The sequence below is a fragment of the Pacificimonas aurantium genome (genome assembly GCF_020092905.1).
Classification (GTDB): Bacteria; Pseudomonadota; Alphaproteobacteria; order Sphingomonadales; family Sphingomonadaceae; genus Pacificimonas; species Pacificimonas aurantium.
The window spans coordinates 897,796-912,132 of sequence record NZ_JAGSGB010000002.1; the positions used below are offsets into that span (position 1 = coordinate 897,796).

14 protein-coding genes are annotated in these 14,337 nt (G+C 65.1%); 7 read left to right on the forward strand and 7 right to left on the reverse strand.

All coding sequences use genetic code 11. The features are described 5' to 3' along the window. Positions 1-40: 40 nt before the first annotated feature. A complete protein-coding gene (locus KCN53_RS11075; RefSeq protein WP_088712381.1) occupies positions 41-1,132 on the forward strand; it encodes a serine hydrolase domain-containing protein in 1,092 nt (363 codons plus the stop codon). Between the two features lie 23 nt (positions 1,133-1,155). Here the strand turns inward: KCN53_RS11075 and KCN53_RS11080 are convergent, their stop codons facing one another. From KCN53_RS11080 to KCN53_RS11090, 3 genes are read right to left on the reverse strand one after another with little or no spacing between them, the layout of a single operon-like run. Further along, positions 1,156-2,682, reverse strand: a complete 1,527-nt coding sequence (locus KCN53_RS11080; protein WP_224199617.1) for an indolepyruvate oxidoreductase subunit beta family protein — start codon at positions 2,680-2,682, stop codon at positions 1,156-1,158. Further along, positions 2,682-4,835: an indolepyruvate ferredoxin oxidoreductase subunit alpha gene (locus tag KCN53_RS11085; RefSeq protein WP_088712380.1), complete on the reverse strand. Its 2,154-nt coding sequence runs from the start codon at positions 4,833-4,835 to the stop codon at positions 2,682-2,684. The genes KCN53_RS11080 and KCN53_RS11085 overlap by 1 nt, the downstream gene beginning before the upstream one ends. A 4-nt stretch (positions 4,836-4,839) precedes the next feature. Continuing rightward, a complete protein-coding gene (locus KCN53_RS11090) occupies positions 4,840-5,628 on the reverse strand; it encodes a cyclase family protein (RefSeq protein WP_088712379.1) in 789 nt (262 codons plus the stop codon). Between the two features lie 90 nt (positions 5,629-5,718). Here KCN53_RS11090 and KCN53_RS11095 point away from each other — a divergent pair, with 90 nt between their 5' ends. From KCN53_RS11095 to KCN53_RS11110, 4 genes are all read left to right on the forward strand, one after another. After that, the gene (locus KCN53_RS11095) at positions 5,719-6,183 is read left to right on the forward strand and encodes a MarR family winged helix-turn-helix transcriptional regulator (protein ID WP_088712378.1); all 465 of its coding nucleotides are present in this window, start codon (positions 5,719-5,721) and stop codon (positions 6,181-6,183) included. A gap of 79 nt (positions 6,184-6,262) precedes the next feature. Then, complete coding sequence (locus tag KCN53_RS11100) at positions 6,263-8,566, forward strand: bifunctional salicylyl-CoA 5-hydroxylase/oxidoreductase (RefSeq protein WP_088712377.1); 2,304 nt, start codon at positions 6,263-6,265, stop codon at positions 8,564-8,566. A 38-nt stretch (positions 8,567-8,604) separates the two neighbouring features. Then, a complete protein-coding gene (locus KCN53_RS11105; RefSeq protein WP_088712376.1) occupies positions 8,605-9,075 on the forward strand; it encodes a MarR family winged helix-turn-helix transcriptional regulator in 471 nt (156 codons plus the stop codon). Next, positions 9,072-9,476, forward strand: coding sequence for an acyl-CoA thioesterase (locus tag KCN53_RS11110; RefSeq protein ID WP_088712375.1), 405 nt, complete (start codon positions 9,072-9,074; stop codon positions 9,474-9,476). The genes KCN53_RS11105 and KCN53_RS11110 overlap by 4 nt, the downstream gene beginning before the upstream one ends. Positions 9,477-9,601: 125 nt before the next feature. Here the strand turns inward: KCN53_RS11110 and KCN53_RS11115 are convergent, their stop codons facing one another. Together KCN53_RS11115 and KCN53_RS11120 are read right to left on the reverse strand one after the other, a co-directional pair. Further along, positions 9,602-10,513, reverse strand: a complete 912-nt coding sequence (locus tag KCN53_RS11115) for a fumarylacetoacetate hydrolase family protein (protein ID WP_088712374.1) — start codon at positions 10,511-10,513, stop codon at positions 9,602-9,604. A gap of 22 nt (positions 10,514-10,535) precedes the next feature. Next, on the reverse strand, positions 10,536-11,666 hold the full coding sequence (locus KCN53_RS11120; protein WP_088712373.1) for a cupin domain-containing protein: 1,131 nt from the start codon (positions 11,664-11,666) through the stop codon (positions 10,536-10,538). 105 nt (positions 11,667-11,771) lie between these two features. Between KCN53_RS11120 and KCN53_RS11125 the strand changes: the two genes are divergently transcribed. Both KCN53_RS11125 and KCN53_RS11130 read left to right on the forward strand, forming a co-directional pair. Continuing rightward, on the forward strand, positions 11,772-12,731 hold the full coding sequence (locus KCN53_RS11125; protein ID WP_088712372.1) for a carbon-nitrogen hydrolase family protein: 960 nt from the start codon (positions 11,772-11,774) through the stop codon (positions 12,729-12,731). A gap of 6 nt (positions 12,732-12,737) precedes the next feature. Then, positions 12,738-13,388: a flavin reductase family protein gene (locus KCN53_RS11130; RefSeq protein WP_088712371.1), complete on the forward strand. Its 651-nt coding sequence runs from the start codon at positions 12,738-12,740 to the stop codon at positions 13,386-13,388. Between the two features lie 4 nt (positions 13,389-13,392). Here the strand turns inward: KCN53_RS11130 and KCN53_RS11135 are convergent, their stop codons facing one another. Further along, positions 13,393-13,800: a RidA family protein gene (locus KCN53_RS11135; protein ID WP_088712370.1), complete on the reverse strand. Its 408-nt coding sequence runs from the start codon at positions 13,798-13,800 to the stop codon at positions 13,393-13,395. Between the two features lie 28 nt (positions 13,801-13,828). Continuing rightward, entirely contained in the window at positions 13,829-14,314 is a 486-nt protein-coding gene (locus tag KCN53_RS11140; protein ID WP_088712369.1) for a VOC family protein, read from the reverse strand. Between the last annotated feature and the right edge of the window lie 23 nt (positions 14,315-14,337).

Below are 14,337 nucleotides of genomic sequence, written 5' to 3' on the forward strand. Positions count from 1 at the left end.
CCGCATCCGGAGCGCGACGCAACCAACGGAAGACCTTGATATGACTGCCCCCCTTCGCGGCCTCTGCGCCCTTGTCGCCACCTGCCTGGCCGCTGCCCCGGCCTTCGCCGCCGAAGAAGCCGACTGGCTCGACGAGCATGTTCCCGCCCTCCTCGAACGTTTCGACGTGCCGTCCGCCGGGATCGCGCTGATCGAAGACGGCGAGATCAGCCTCGTACGCCACTATGGCGAGCAGGAATGGGGCGTACCGGCAAATGAGGAAACGCTGTACAATGTTGCCTCGCTGTCGAAGCCGGTGAGCGCCGAGACCGTTTTGCGCCTGATCGCCGCGGGAGACGCCGCGCTCGATATGCCGCTGGCCGAATCCTATGTGGATGCCGACGTGGCCGACGACCCGCGCATCGCCGCGCTGACCCCCGAACTGGTCATGCGCCACCGGACCGGCTTTCCGAACTGGCGCTACGAGACGGAGGGGACGCTGCGCTTTCTGCGCGATCCCGATACGGAGACGGGCTATTCGGGCGAGGGCTATGAGTGGATGGCGAAGGCGGTGGCCGCGCATAGCGGCCGCGACTTCGAACAGGCCGCGCGCGAACTGGTGTTCGGCCCGGCCAACATGCCGCTGAGCTCCTTCACCAAGACCGGCAAGTTCTTCGGCCGCATCGCATACCCGTACAAGGCGGGCGAAAGCGTCTACAACGTCGTGCGAACCGAAATGTCCGCGTCCGACGACCTGCGTACCACAGCGCGCGAATATGCCCGCTTCATGATCGACGTCTGGGAAGGAGACCGCGTGCCGGCGGCCCTGCGCCGGGAGCAGACGGCGATCGAGCATTACCGAAGCGAGAAGTCCGCCTGCCCGGAAGCCGAAGCCGAACGAGCCGACTTCTGCCCGGCGCAGCAGGGCTGGGGCCTGGGCTGGTTCGTCTATGATTATGGCGACCGGACCATCGTCGAACATAGCGGGGGCGATGTGGGCGAGAGAACGCTCGCCTTTTACGACCTGACCAACAAGCGCGGCGTGGTCGTCCTGACCAACGGCGCGAACGGCACCGAAATCCTCACGCGCGTGGCGGGACGGCTCTACGGCGATGACCGCTTCGCCGCCTTCCTGATGGCGCCGTTCGGATAACGCCTTTGCCGGGCGTCCCGCGCTCAGGCGGCGAGGAGGCGTTCCTTCAGCGCCTCGCCGTCTTCATCGGCAAGGGCCGCCTCGCGAAGCTCGGCCGCCCAGGCTGCGGGGGCCCGGCCCGGCGGGGGCGTGCGAAGCCCCTGCATGACGGCGGCGAAGTTGCGCAGGCCGCGCTCGAAGGTGTCGCCATAGCCCTTGATGAGGCGCTGACAGCGAACGATTTCGGTTGCGAGCACGCGGTCGCGAAGCGCGGTTTCGCGCACCTCGTCGAGCCAGGCGTCGATGCGCGCCTGTTCCTCTGCATAGCGCAGCGATCGCGGGCGCAGGGGCCGCATCCGCGACAGGATAAAGAGCATCGCATACCAGCGCAGGCTGGTCGTCTCGACATGCCGCCCCTTGCGGAACAGCGGATCGAGCAGGCGGGTCAGCGCACGGCTGCCGAGAATGGCGCGGCCCATACCTGCAGGCAGCGTCTCGCACACTTCCCTGAGCCGGGGATGCATATATTCGGTAACCTTTAGAAGCTGGTCGTCCTCCGCGCGCACTTCGCCGCGGACACGGTCCATCCGGGTCTCGCGAACCTTCAGGTCGGCCACACGGATCGTATCCTCATACGACATCCAGAGCGCGAGGTGCCGGGCGGCCTCGGCCGTCAGCGTGTAGGGCGGCGCGTCCAGAGCGGCGATCGAGAGGAGACGCCCCAGATATGCCTCGGCATAAGCGGCGCCCTGATAGTCCATCAGGCGCTGGACGCCGTGAAGCGCGGCCTCATGGGCCGGTTCAGGCAAGCTCCCCTGGATGCGGGCGGTCAGACGGCGACCGGTTTCGCTGGTCGGCGCCGGAAAGTCGGATTGAGGCTCTTCGGGCAGCGACAGCTCCTGCTGAGCGGCGCGAAACCCCTCGTCGAAGCCGCGAAGATTGCTTTCAACGGCAATGCCGCTGCCTCGGATGGCATCTTCGAACGATCCGCGGCCGAACGGCAAGGCGCCGCTGCCTGCGAGCGCTCCGAACATGATCGCGCTGATGACGCTGCCCGCCCGCTCGGTGACGGCCTCCATGTCGAAGCCGATGAAACGGCGGGAGCGCTGGGCCGCCGCCTCAAGGATTCGCTCGGCGCTGCCGCGCGCATCGCCCATGCCCGACTTCTCGCCGATCGCGTAGATGCGATGCGTGGAGCCGATCAGTGTCGTCCGGTCGGCGGAAGAGAAGCCGCGCAGAACCGCGCGTCCCGCCTCCATCAGTTCAGATGCAACCACGACATCGACGTCGCCGGGAACGGGCATCAGCGCCATGACCGGCGGTTCGTCAGGGTCGCCCGCCTGCGCGCGCTCACCCTGCTGCACCATTTCGACATAGTAGACGGTCGAGCCCGTGCGCTGGGCCACGCCCGGGACCGAGGTCCCCTGCGCCGTCCAGCCATGCGCCCGGGCCACGGTCTGCACCCAGTCGGCAAGCACACCGCCGCCCTGCCCGCCAAGGGCAAGGATGGCGACGCTGAGCCGTTTCGGCCCTGCCGCAGCGGTCGATTGTGGGGTCATGGAAGTCGCCATCAGAACGCCCTCGCGGCACGGGCACGTCCGTCCCAGCCCTGCAACATGGAAATCACGGCCTGCCGCACCTTGTGCACCAGCCGCTCCCAGCGGCCCGGATTGCTGACCAACTGCGCCTTGTAGAAACTGGGACAGAGAACGGCCGCATGGCTGACCTCTCCGCACAGGCCGCACCCGACGCAGCTATTGTCGACATGCGCCACCGGGTCCTGACGCAGCGGATCGGGATTGGGCCGGATCGACAAGGACGGGCAGCCCGACAGACGGATACAGCTATGATCGCCCGTGCAGGTGTCGGGATCGACGCCGAACCGCTCGCGCACGACGCGCTTACCGTCTTTCAACGCCTTCTTCTTCAGCGGCTTTTCGCGCCGCTGGCGATTCAGCATGCATTCCGAACTGGCGACGATCACTTTCGGCCCCTTTTCGGGAGTGGTCAGCGCCTCGCGCAGCGTGTCGCGCATGCGCGCGACGTCATAGGTGCGGTTCACCGAGCGCACCCATTTGCCGCCGACGCCGCGCACGGCGCGCTCGATCGGATGCTGGGTGGTCCTGGCCTTGTTTTCCGCGCGTGACGACAGGATGTCCTGTCCGCCCGTGGCCGCCGAATAGCCATTGTCGACGATCAGCGTGACGGTGTCGTCCTTGTTGAAGACGGCGTTGCCGATGCCCGAGGTCAGCCCGTTATGCCAGAAGCCGCCATCGCCCATGATCGCGATGGCGCGCTTGTCCTTCGGCTTGAACGCAGACGCACCGGCGGCCCCGAGCCCGTAACCCATCGTCGTGTTGCCGATGTTGAACGGCGGCAGGATGGAAAACAGGTGGCAGCCGATATCGGCCGAGACATGCGAAGGACCGAGTTCGCGCTCCACCAGCTTCATCGCGGTAAAGATCGGGCGCTCCGGACATCCGGTGCAGAAGCCGGCCGGGCGGCCGGGTATCTGCGCCGCCGCCTCTGCCGGAAGCGGGTCGCTGCGGGGCTGCTGCGGGGCGATGTCGGGTGCCCAGTCGCGCAGGAAACTGCCGAGACCGTCGCGAATGACCTGCGCGGTATATTCGCCTGCGCGCGGCATCGGATCCTTTCCGACGATCCGAGTCTGGATGTCGCTGCGACGCATCAGCGTGTTCAGCTCATGCTCGATGAATTCGGGCTGCCCCTCCTCGAGCACGAGGACGGCCTTTTTCCCCAGGCAGAAGTCGCGCACCTCGTCCGGGATCAGCGGATAGGTGACATTGAGGCAGTAGATCGGAATGCGGCTGTTGCCGAAGGAATCGGACAGGCCGATCAGTTCGAGCGCGCGATTGAGATTATTGTAGAGACCGCCCTGGACGATGATACCGATCGCGCCGTCGCCTTCGGTCCCCCGGTCATCGCCGCCTTGCGGCCCGAACCACTCGTTGAGGCGGTTTTCACGGATGAACTCGATCGCCGCCGGCCAGCGGCGTTCCACCTTTTCCACCTCGTGCAGGAAATTCGCGGGCGGCAGGACGATCCGGTCGGTATCGCGCTGCGGGTTGGCGGCGGCGTCCGACACGGTGAATTCCGGGCGGATATTGTCCTTCGCGGTAAATTCCCCCGTCAGATGGCAGGAGCGCACGCGCAGTTCGAGCATGACGGGCGTGTTCGACGCCTCGGACAGCTGAAAGCCGCGTTCGACCATGTCGACGATGCTGGGAAGGTTCGGGCGCGGATCGAGCAGCCACATCTGCGACTTCATCGCGAAGGCGTGGGTGCGTTCCTGCATGATCGAGGAACCCTCGCCATAATCCTCGCCGACGATGACGAGTGCGCCGCCGCGCACCCCGCCCGATGCGATGTTGGAAAGAGCATCGGACGCGACATTGGTGCCGACCACAGACTTCCAGGCCACGGCACCGCGCAGGGGGTAATTCACCGAGGCGGCGAGCATGGCAGCCGCGGTCGCCTCGGACGCGCTCGCCTCGAAATGTACGTCGAGACCGGCGAGCAGGTCGTTGGCGTCGGCGAAGACATCCATCAGGTGGCTGATGGGCGAGCCCTGATAGCCGCCCACATAGGCAACGCCGGACTGAAGAAGCGCCTTGGTGACGGCGAGAATGCCCTCGCCCTCGAAGCGCTCGCCAGCGCCGAGCTTCAGCTTCTCGACCTCTTTCTTGAACGAGCGTTCTGCCATGAAATCAGCCCGCGACCAGCGCCAGCACCCGCAAGGGGCTGCCCGAGCCGCCCTCGATCTTCAGCGGCGGAGCGATGATGACCGCACCCGTCGGCGGCAGCTGGTCGAGATTTTCGAGGCACTGGAGCCCGTAGCGGCCCGCGCCGTGAAACAGCGTGTGCGCCGGATATTGCGGATCAAGCAGATGCGCCTGCCCGGCATCGGTACCGATGGTTTCGACCCCGAAGCCGAGAACCTTGCGCTCGTTGACGAGAAACTCGACGGCGGCGACATTGGGGCCGGGCGTATGCGCGCCGTCCTCGCGCCGGTTGGTGTAGGAATCGACATCGCGCTTCGACCAGTCGGTCCGCATCAGCACCCAGCACCCCTCCGGAATGCGGCCATGTTCGGCCTCCCAGGCCTCAAGATGCGCGCGGTCTAGAAGGAAATCCTCGTCCTCGGCGCTTTCCTTCGAGCAATCGATGACGACGGCGGGGGCGACGAAGTCGCGTGCCGGCAGTTCGTCGACCGCATTGCCCTCGAGGTCCTTGCCGCTGAACCAGTGGATGGGCGCGTCGAAATGCGTGCCGGTATGCTCGCTGACCGTGAAGTTGTTCCAGTACCAGGCCGCGCCGCGCTCGTCGTAGCGGGAGAGTTCCTCGCGGCTGAAGCCGGCGCACTGGTTGAATTCAGGCGGCAGCACCAGTGTCGGCGTGTCCTCCGACAGGGTCTGCGTCAGGTCGACGACCCGGATCTCGCCTGACGCGATCTGCCGCGCGCAGGTCGCCAGGACATCGGTAGTGGAAACGGCCATTGCATCCTCCTCACATTCCCTCGAACATGGAAGGAGCGTGGAGCATCAAACTTGCATCTGCAAGTTGTTTTTAACCTTGAAAGGGACCTGATGGCTGACGATCCGCGGAAACGCGGGGACCCCGGCTCGCCGGACTTCGAGGTCGAGGCCTATCCGTTCTTCCTGCTGAACCGCACGGTCGGCCGGTACAATGCGGCCATCGATTCGGAACTGCGCGGCATCGGCATCGATATCCCCACCTGGCGCGTGCTGATGGTGCTGGGCGAGCAGTCGCCGCGGCCGACGGCGGAGGTGTCGCGCGCGGCGGTCATCAACATCTCGACGCTCAGCCGCCTCGCCGAGCGCATGAAGAAGGCCGGCCTGATCACGACGGTGCCGAGCCGCGACGACCGGCGCGTCACCGACTTGGCGCTGACGCGTCTCGGCGAAAGCAAGCTGAGCGAGGCGCGCGGGCTGACGGCCCCCTTTTACGAGAAGGTCATTCGCGGCTTTTCGAAGCGCGACTTCACCAACCTCCTGAAGCTGCTGAACCGCCTGTACGACAATCTGGACTGACATGTCCGGCAGCGCGCAGTGCCCCCCCCCTTGCCGACCGTACCATATTATTTTAAGTATAAAACAAAAGGAGGCCTGCATGCGTATTGCCTGTCTGGGGGGCGGCCCCGCCGGATTTTACTTCGCCATCTCGATGAAGCTCCGCAATCCGGAGCATGAGGTGCACGTGTTCGAGCGAAACCGCGCCGGCGACACGTTCGGCTGGGGCGTGGTCTTCTCCGACCAGACGCTCGGCAACCTGACCGCCAACGACCCCGAAAGCGCCGCGGCGATCACCGAGAGCTTCGCCCATTGGGACGACATCGAAGTGAACGTCGAAGGGCGCTCGATCGTCTCGACCGGGCACGGCTTCATCGGCATCGGCCGCAAGAAGCTGCTGCAGATCCTGCAGGCGCGCGCGGGCGAGCTGGGCGTCGAGATGCACTTCGAGACCGAATTCGACGAGGATCTCTCGGCCTATGCCGACTTCGACCTGATCGTGGCGGCGGACGGCGTGAACAGCCGCGTTCGCAGCGCCAACGAGGCAAGGCTCGACGTCGATATCGAAACCCGCGCGAACAAGTTCATCTGGCTGGGCACGAAGAAGCTGTTCGACGCCTTTGCCTTCATTTTCGAGGAAACCGATGCGGGCTGGATCTGGGCGCATGCCTACCGGTTCGACGAGACCCACTCGACCTTCATCGTCGAATGTTCGGAGGAGACCTGGCGCGGCCTCGGCTTCGACGAGATGAGCCAGAACGACGCCATCGCCGCCTGCGAGCGAATCTTCGCGCGGCACCTGGACGGCGAAGCGCTGCTGACCAACGCGGCGCACAAGCGCGGTTCAGCGGCGTGGATCAATTTCAACCGCGTGCTCTGCGGCACCTGGCATTTCGACAATGTCGTGCTGCTGGGCGACGCCGCGCATACGGCGCATTTCTCGATCGGCTCGGGCACGAAGCTGGCGCTGGAGGATGCGATCAAGCTGGCCGAGGTGCTGAACCGACCGGGCATTGCCGAAACGGGCCGGATGCAGCAGGCGCTCGCCGACTATCAGGAAGAGCGGCATGTCGAGGTGCTGAAAATCCAGAACAGCGCACGCAACTCGACCGAGTGGTTCGAAAGCGTGGAGCGCTATATCGGCTTCGACCTGCCGCAGTTCACCTATTCGCTGCTGACGCGCAGCCAGCGGGTGAGCCACGAGAATCTGCGCCTGCGCGACGAAGCCTGGCTGAAGACCGCCGAACGCTGGTTCTGGGAGACGAGCCCTGCCGGCGACGAGAGTGCGCCCGCGCAGCCCATGTTCGCGCCGCTATCCCTGCGCGGGCTGACCGTTCCCAACCGCATCGCGGTGTCGCCCGTCCTGACCTATGCCGCGGACGCCGACGGTCACGCCGGCGAATTTCACAAGGTCCATTACGGCGCACGCGCGCTCGGCGGCGCGGGGCTGGTCCTGACCGAGATGCTCGCCTGCACACCGGAAGGCCGCATCACGCCTGCCTGCCCCGGCCTGTGGGCGGACGACCAGGTCGAGGCATGGCGCACGATCAACGAGTTCGCGCATGAAAATTCGGCCGCAAAGATCTGCGCGCAGATCGGCCATGCCGGCGCGCGCGGCGCCTGCGCGGTACCCGGAGGCTATGACGAGCCGCTTGCCGACCCCTGGCAGCTGACGTCGGCGTCCGCCCGGCCATGGCGCGAAGGCGGCACGGTCCCGGAGGAACTGGACGAAGCCGGAATGGACAGGGTGACGGAGGCCTTCGTCGCGGCGGCAAAGCGCGCCGTGGACGCCGGCTTCGACATGATCGAGCTGCAGGTGGGTCACGGGTTCCTGCTGTCGAGCTTCATCACGCCGCTGATGAATGAGCGGACCGACGAGTATGGCGGAAGCCTGGGAAACCGGCTGCGCTTTCCGCTGCGCGTCGTCGAGGCGGTGCGCGAGGCGATTCCATCGGACATGCCGCTGGCGGCGCGCATCTCCGCCACCGACTGGGCGGGCAGTGACGGCATCGAGGCGGCCGACGCCGTCGAGATCGCAAAGGCGATGAAGGCGGCGGGCGCCGACCTGATCGACGTATCCGCGGGCGAAACCTCGGCCGAGGCGCGCCCGGTCTTCGGCCGCATGTTCCAGACGCCGTTTTCGGACCGGGTCAGGAATGAAGCCGACGTTCCGACCATGGCGGTTGGAAATATTACCGATTCGGATCAGGTAAATTCGATCCTGATGGCGGGACGCGCCGATATGGTGGCGCTGGGCCGGCCGCATCTGGTTTCTCCCTCCTGGACGCTGCACGCCGCAGCAGAGGCGGGCTACAGCGATCAATATGTCCCGCCCGCCTATCGGCTGGGCCAGCAGCAGCAGACGCGGCTGGCGCAAAAACAGATAGAGGCTGACCGCGCGTGACACCTGCGGGTAGAACTCCTCCCCGGAGGAGACGGATTATGCAGGAAAAATATGGCGGCCGGGGACGCGGGCCGATGGAAGTCCGCGTCTGGCTTCGCATGCTGAGCTGCACCATGACGGTGGAGAAGGAACTCCGCCGGATGTTCACGGAGGAGTTTGGCACGACCCTTCCGCGCTTCGACGTGATGGCATCGCTGGAACGGCATCCCGACGGCCAGACGATGGGGCAGCTGTCGAAGGCGCTGCTGGTGTCGAACGGCAATGTGACCGCCGTCGTAAGGCAGTTGTCCGACAAGGGCCTGGTATCGACCCGCCCGGCGGAGAACGACCGGCGCACCACGATCGTGGCGCTGACGGAAGAGGGCCGCAAACGCTTCGCGACACTGGCCAAGGCGCATCATGACTGGATCGGGTCCGTGTTCAGCGGCTTCGCGCCGGAGCGGCAGGAGGAGCTGTTCCACCTGCTGGCGGACCTGAAATCGTCCATAGGGGAAAGACTGGAAAAATGAATTTCGTAGCGCGGGCCCTGGTCGGGTTCGGTGATGTGGACCCGGCGGGTATCGTCTTTTACCCGCGTTACTTCGAAATGCTGAACCGCGCGGTGGAAGCCTGGTTCGCCGACGGGCTGGGTGCGACCTTTGCCAGTCTGCATCTGGACCGGAAGCTGGGCGTCCCGACAGTCGCCATCGCCTCTACCTTTACCGCGCCCAGCCGCCTGGGCGACGAGCTGGATATCGCCATCGAGGTGGAAAAGCTGGGCCGCACAAGCTGCCAGGTGCGCTACGATGTCAGCTGCGGCGAGGAAGCGCGCCTGTCGGCTACGGGCACGCTGGTCTGCATGGACCTGACGACCCACCGGCCGATCCCCTGGCCCGAGGACATCCGGCCGGGACTGTCCGCCGCCTGCTGAGGAGAGGCGGACGAACAGTCCCTTCGCCAAAGGGGCGGCTGACTTAAGGGGAGGGAGCCGCCCGGCAGCCCAAGCGGGAACGGGCCGCCACGAATCTTTCAATCAAAACTAGATGATGCCGGGTTTCAGACGGCGACGACCGGATGGCGGATGCGGCCGATCTTCTCGAGCTCTGCCTCGACGACGTCGCCCGGCCAGAGAAATTCCTGCGGATCGCGGCCCGCACCAACGCCTGCCGGCGTACCGGTGGCGATGACATCGCCGGGATCGAGGGTCATGCCCTTGCTGATGTCGGCGACGAGTTCATCGACCTTGAACAGCATATAGGCGGTATTGCCGTTCTGCTTCTCAACGCCGTTCACCCACAGCTTCAGGTCGAGCGTCTGCGGATCGGGGATCTCGTCCGCCGTGACGATGCAGGGCCCCATGGGCGCGTAGCTGTCCTGCCCCTTCGAATAGACCCACTGGCCGGCACGGCGGCAATCGCGGGCGCTCATGTCGAGAACGAGCGTGTAACCGAAGACGTAGGAAAGCGCGTCCTCACGCGAAACGCCCTTCGCACGGCGACCTATGACGGCGCCGAGTTCGACTTCCCAGTCGAGTTGCTGCGTGATCGCGGCATTGTGCTCGATAGCGTCGCCCGGCCCGATGACGCAGGTCGGGGGCTTCGTAAAGATGACGGGCTCGCGCGGCAGGTCGGGAGAGGTGTCGAGCGTCTTCGCCGATTCCGCGACATGCTCGGTATAGTTGAGGCCGATACCGAAGAGGTTCTTCCGCGGACGCGGGATCGGTGCCAGCAGCTTCACATTGGCAAGCGGAAGCGCGCAACCGACCGGAAAGTCTCCCTCGCAGTCCTCAACGAGGGCGCTGACGGCGGTGACCACCGCCGGGCCCATGTCGATGAAATCGAGCATGTCGGACGGAAGGTCGAGGCCGCTGGCGAGGCCCAGAGCCTCCATGTCGACAACGAGATCGCCGACAACGACGCCGAGACGGGCGCTGGCCGTAAGATCGGCACGATAGGTGACAAGACGCATAAGAGTTCCTTGGGAAAAAGAGTCAGTTGGAAAGGGTCGGCTGATGCCCGTCATTTTCGCCGAGCGCTTCCTCGCGGTAGAGGCCGAGCGCCCGCATGACGGGCAGGTCGTTGAAGTTGAACAGGCAGGCGTCCTCGGTGTCGGACGCATTGGCATGCTCGTGATACATCCAGGCCGGAACGACGAAGATATCGCGCTCCTTCCAGTCGAAGCGCTGTCCGTTGATGACAGAGTAACCGCAGCCCTTGGCGCATTGGTAAACGAAGCTGCCCGTCTGGCGGTGCGCCTTCGTCTTCTCGCCGGGGCGCAGCATCTGCATGCTGGCACCGATGGTCTGCATGACCGGCCCGCCCGTATTGGGGTCGACATAGTCCATCATGATCCCGTCATAGGGGGACCCGTCGGTGACGCGGGCGTAGTTCTGCAGCGCCTCGTAAGTCGGTGCCCACTCATATTTGAGGAGCGGCGAATAGCGTTTCGTCCACTGCTCGCCCGCCGGACGAAGCCCGGCCCCCGCCCAGGTCCCGGTGGCGGCATCGACGGGATAGGACACGGCCTGCTGAAGATCGGGATGCACCTCGTAGAAATTGGCCTCCAGCGCGTTCATCAGCGGGATGTCGAGGCCGTCCTGCCAGATGCAGATGGTGCCATCCTCCGAGACGCCATGCTCGTGCCAGGTGCCGTTCGGCGTCAGCACGAAATCATTGGCACCCAGCGTCATCTTCTGGCCGTCCACATTGGTGAAGGCACCTGAGCCCTCCATAATGAACCGGAGCGCCGAGGCACTGTGACGATGGCTGGATGCGCATTCGCCGGGGGCCATGGTCTGAAGGCCCGAATAAAGCCAGCCGACGGCCGCGACGACATCGGCGCGGCCCTTATTCTCGAGATAGACGACGCGCCGCCCCGCTTCCTCGGGCGTAACGAGATCGAGCGATTTCAGCACATGGCCGCGCAAATCCTCGTAGCGCCAGAGCATGGGAACGGAGGAGGACACAGGCTCCCACGGTTCGATCTTGTTGGCGACGTTCCAGAGCGCCCCGGTGCCAAGTTCCTGCAACTGGCGGTAATAGGCCACGCGGTCGGGCGTGTCGGCAACGTTCGCACGCCCGGGCGTATCCTCCCGATATTGATCGAAATTCTCGGTTCCCATGACGTACTCCCGGTGATGATCCCCGTACCGAATTTATTATAGACTTAAAATATATTCCCGTTAGCGTCAAACCGCTAAGCCAAGCCCTCCCGAAAGGAGATCGAAATGACCGGCACCTACCGCGCAGCCGTCGTCCAGGCGGCGTCCATTCCCGAAAATGCTCTCGCGTCGGCAGAAAAGGCGGCGGGCCTTATCCGCGAAGCTGCGGAGAACGGTGCCCGCCTGATGGTATTTCCCGAGGCCTTTCTGGGCGGATATCCGAAGGGAGCATCCTTCGGCACGCCGGTCGGCATGAGAAAGCCCGAGGGCCGAGAGGACTTCGCCCGTTATCATGACAGCGCGATCGACTTGGACGGCGACGAAGTCGCGCTGATCGCAGAGGCCGCAGCGGAAACCGACAGCTTCGTCGTGATCGGGGTGATCGAGCGAGACGGCGGCACGCTGTTCTGCACGGCGCTGTTCTTCAACGGAAAGGCGGGCCTTGCCGGCAAGCACCGCAAGCTGATGCCGACGGGAGCCGAGCGGCTGATCTGGGGCTTCGGCGATGGCTCTACCCTGCCCGTCTTCGACACGCCGCTGGGTCGGATCGGTGCGGTGATCTGCTGGGAAAACTACATGCCGATGCTGCGCATGGCGATGTACGACAAGGGGGTGACGATCTATTGTGCGCCGACCGCCGACGACCGCGACGGCTGGGCAGCCAGCATGCAGCATATCGCCCTGGAGGGGCGCTGCTTCGTCCTGTCCTCCTGCCAGCATATCCGCCGCGGCGCCTTCCCCGAAGATGCCGACTGCGCGCTGGGTGACGATCCCGACACCGTCCTGATGCGCGGTGGCAGCATGATCGTCGCACCGCTGGGCGAAGTGCTCGCCGGGCCGCATTACGAAGGAGAGACCATTCTCTATGCCGAGATCGACCAGCGCGCTGTCGTGCGCGGAAAATATGATTTCGATGTCGTCGGCCATTATGCACGGCCCGACGTCTTCCGCCTGCAGGTCGACGAACGGCCTCAGCGCGCTGTCGCGCCGATGACGGCGACTATGACGAACGAGACGAAGGACTAGCCCGGAATGGATTTCGCGCTCGCCGAAATGGCGACCCAGGACCGTTACAAACTGATGGCGTCGACCATCCTTCCCCGCCCCATTGCCTGGGTAGTGTCGCAGGACAAGGCGGGCACCCTGAACGCCGCACCCTACAGCTTTTTCAACATGGTATCGGCGGACCCGCCCCTGATCGTGTTGGGCTTTCTCGGTCGTGCGGGCGGCGGCCTGAAGGACAGCGCGGCCAATATCGCCGAGACGCAGGAGTTCACCATCAGCCTGGTGAGCGAGGACGACGCCGCCGCAATGAATTTCACCTGCATCGACGCACCGCCGGAGTTCGACGAGATCGCCGCCGCCGGCCTGGAACCCCGCCCGTCGGCCGTGGTCGCGCCGCCGCAGATCGCGTCCGCACCCGTCAGCTTCGAATGTCGCCTGTACGAGACCATCGTCCCCACCGGCAGCAGCAGCAGCATCGTCCTCGGCGAGGTCGTGCATATGAGGATCGACGACCGTTTCGTCGACGCCGACCGCCTGCATGTCGACGGTCCGGCGCTGGGCCTGATTGGCCGCATGCACGGGGCGGGCTGGTATACCCGCACGGGCGACCTGTTCCAGATGAGCCGTCCGGTCTTCGCCGACTATGCGGCGGCGAAACACCAGGGCGACGACAGCTGAGCCGCTAATCCTTCAGGACCGCCGTCGCCTCGATCTCGACGAGGAAGTCCGGCAGCGCGAGCGCCTGGACACCGACCACCGTATTGGCGGCAGGGACCACGTCGCCGTAGAAATCGGCCAGTTCCTTCGAGACGATGCCGAGTTTTTCGGGGTTATGGTCGACGATATAGGTGCGCAGGCGCAGCAACTGTTCGATCCCCGAGCCCGACGCCTCCAGCACCTCGCGCAGGTTCTTCAGCGCCTGGCGTGCCTGCAGCCCGAGATTGTCACCGCCGACGACGGCATAGTCCTTGTCCCAGGCGACCTGGCCCGAGAGGTGAACCGTGCCGCCCTTCGTATCGACGGTCGCATGGGAAAAGCCGTAGCCGACACTCTCGTAGAGGCTGGCGGGGTTGATGCGCTTGCTGGTCATGGAATTCTCCTGATGGACGACGGCGGGCTCAGTCGACGATCTCTAGCTGGTGCCCGAAGGGATCGAGGACGTAGACGTTCTTCTTGCCGGCAAGCGGCCCCTCGGTGATGTCGATGGTCTCCATCGCCTTGCAGCCATTTGCCTCGAGATAGGCGATGGTCGCGGGAACGTCGGCAACGCGCAGGCCGAGATGGTGACCCCCGGCATCGCAGTTGCGCGGCAGCTCGGTGCGCCGGTCGGCGGGCTTGTCATACTGGGCGAGCTGAAAGTTCAGCGTCTCTGTGAGCTTCAGCATGATCAGCGTCAGCTTAGCGCCCGCCACGTTCACATGGCTTTCCATCCAGTCGCGGCCATCTTCGCCCGCGGGAATGTCGGCGGCGTCCATCGGGCCCATGCGGAACAGTTCCTCGGCGCCGAAGACCTCCTTGTAGAAGGCGGCGACCGCATCGGCATCGGCGACCGTCCAGGACACATGGTCGGCTTCGAATTTCGGACGAGCTATCTGGTCGGACATGGGCGGTTCCTCTCCTCGGTTCG

What these genes read in the sequence shown, in the direction of transcription:
- KCN53_RS11075 (WP_088712381.1), top strand. Translation starts at nt 41, where the DNA reads ATGACTGCCCCCCTTCGCGGCCTCTGCGCCCTTGTCGCCACCTGCCTG.
- KCN53_RS11080 (WP_224199617.1), bottom strand. Translation starts at nt 2,682, where the DNA reads ATGGCGACTTCCATGACCCCACAATCGACCGCTGCGGCAGGGCCGAAA.
- KCN53_RS11085 (WP_088712380.1), bottom strand. Translation starts at nt 4,835, where the DNA reads ATGGCAGAACGCTCGTTCAAGAAAGAGGTCGAGAAGCTGAAGCTCGGC.
- KCN53_RS11090 (WP_088712379.1), bottom strand. Translation starts at nt 5,628, where the DNA reads ATGGCCGTTTCCACTACCGATGTCCTGGCGACCTGCGCGCGGCAGATC.
- KCN53_RS11095 (WP_088712378.1), top strand. Translation starts at nt 5,719, where the DNA reads ATGGCTGACGATCCGCGGAAACGCGGGGACCCCGGCTCGCCGGACTTC.
- KCN53_RS11100 (WP_088712377.1), top strand. Translation starts at nt 6,263, where the DNA reads ATGCGTATTGCCTGTCTGGGGGGCGGCCCCGCCGGATTTTACTTCGCC.
- KCN53_RS11105 (WP_088712376.1), top strand. Translation starts at nt 8,605, where the DNA reads ATGCAGGAAAAATATGGCGGCCGGGGACGCGGGCCGATGGAAGTCCGC.
- KCN53_RS11110 (WP_088712375.1), top strand. Translation starts at nt 9,072, where the DNA reads ATGAATTTCGTAGCGCGGGCCCTGGTCGGGTTCGGTGATGTGGACCCG.
- KCN53_RS11115 (WP_088712374.1), bottom strand. Translation starts at nt 10,513, where the DNA reads ATGCGTCTTGTCACCTATCGTGCCGATCTTACGGCCAGCGCCCGTCTC.
- KCN53_RS11120 (WP_088712373.1), bottom strand. Translation starts at nt 11,666, where the DNA reads ATGGGAACCGAGAATTTCGATCAATATCGGGAGGATACGCCCGGGCGT.
- KCN53_RS11125 (WP_088712372.1), top strand. Translation starts at nt 11,772, where the DNA reads ATGACCGGCACCTACCGCGCAGCCGTCGTCCAGGCGGCGTCCATTCCC.
- KCN53_RS11130 (WP_088712371.1), top strand. Translation starts at nt 12,738, where the DNA reads ATGGATTTCGCGCTCGCCGAAATGGCGACCCAGGACCGTTACAAACTG.
- KCN53_RS11135 (WP_088712370.1), bottom strand. Translation starts at nt 13,800, where the DNA reads ATGACCAGCAAGCGCATCAACCCCGCCAGCCTCTACGAGAGTGTCGGC.
- KCN53_RS11140 (WP_088712369.1), bottom strand. Translation starts at nt 14,314, where the DNA reads ATGTCCGACCAGATAGCTCGTCCGAAATTCGAAGCCGACCATGTGTCC.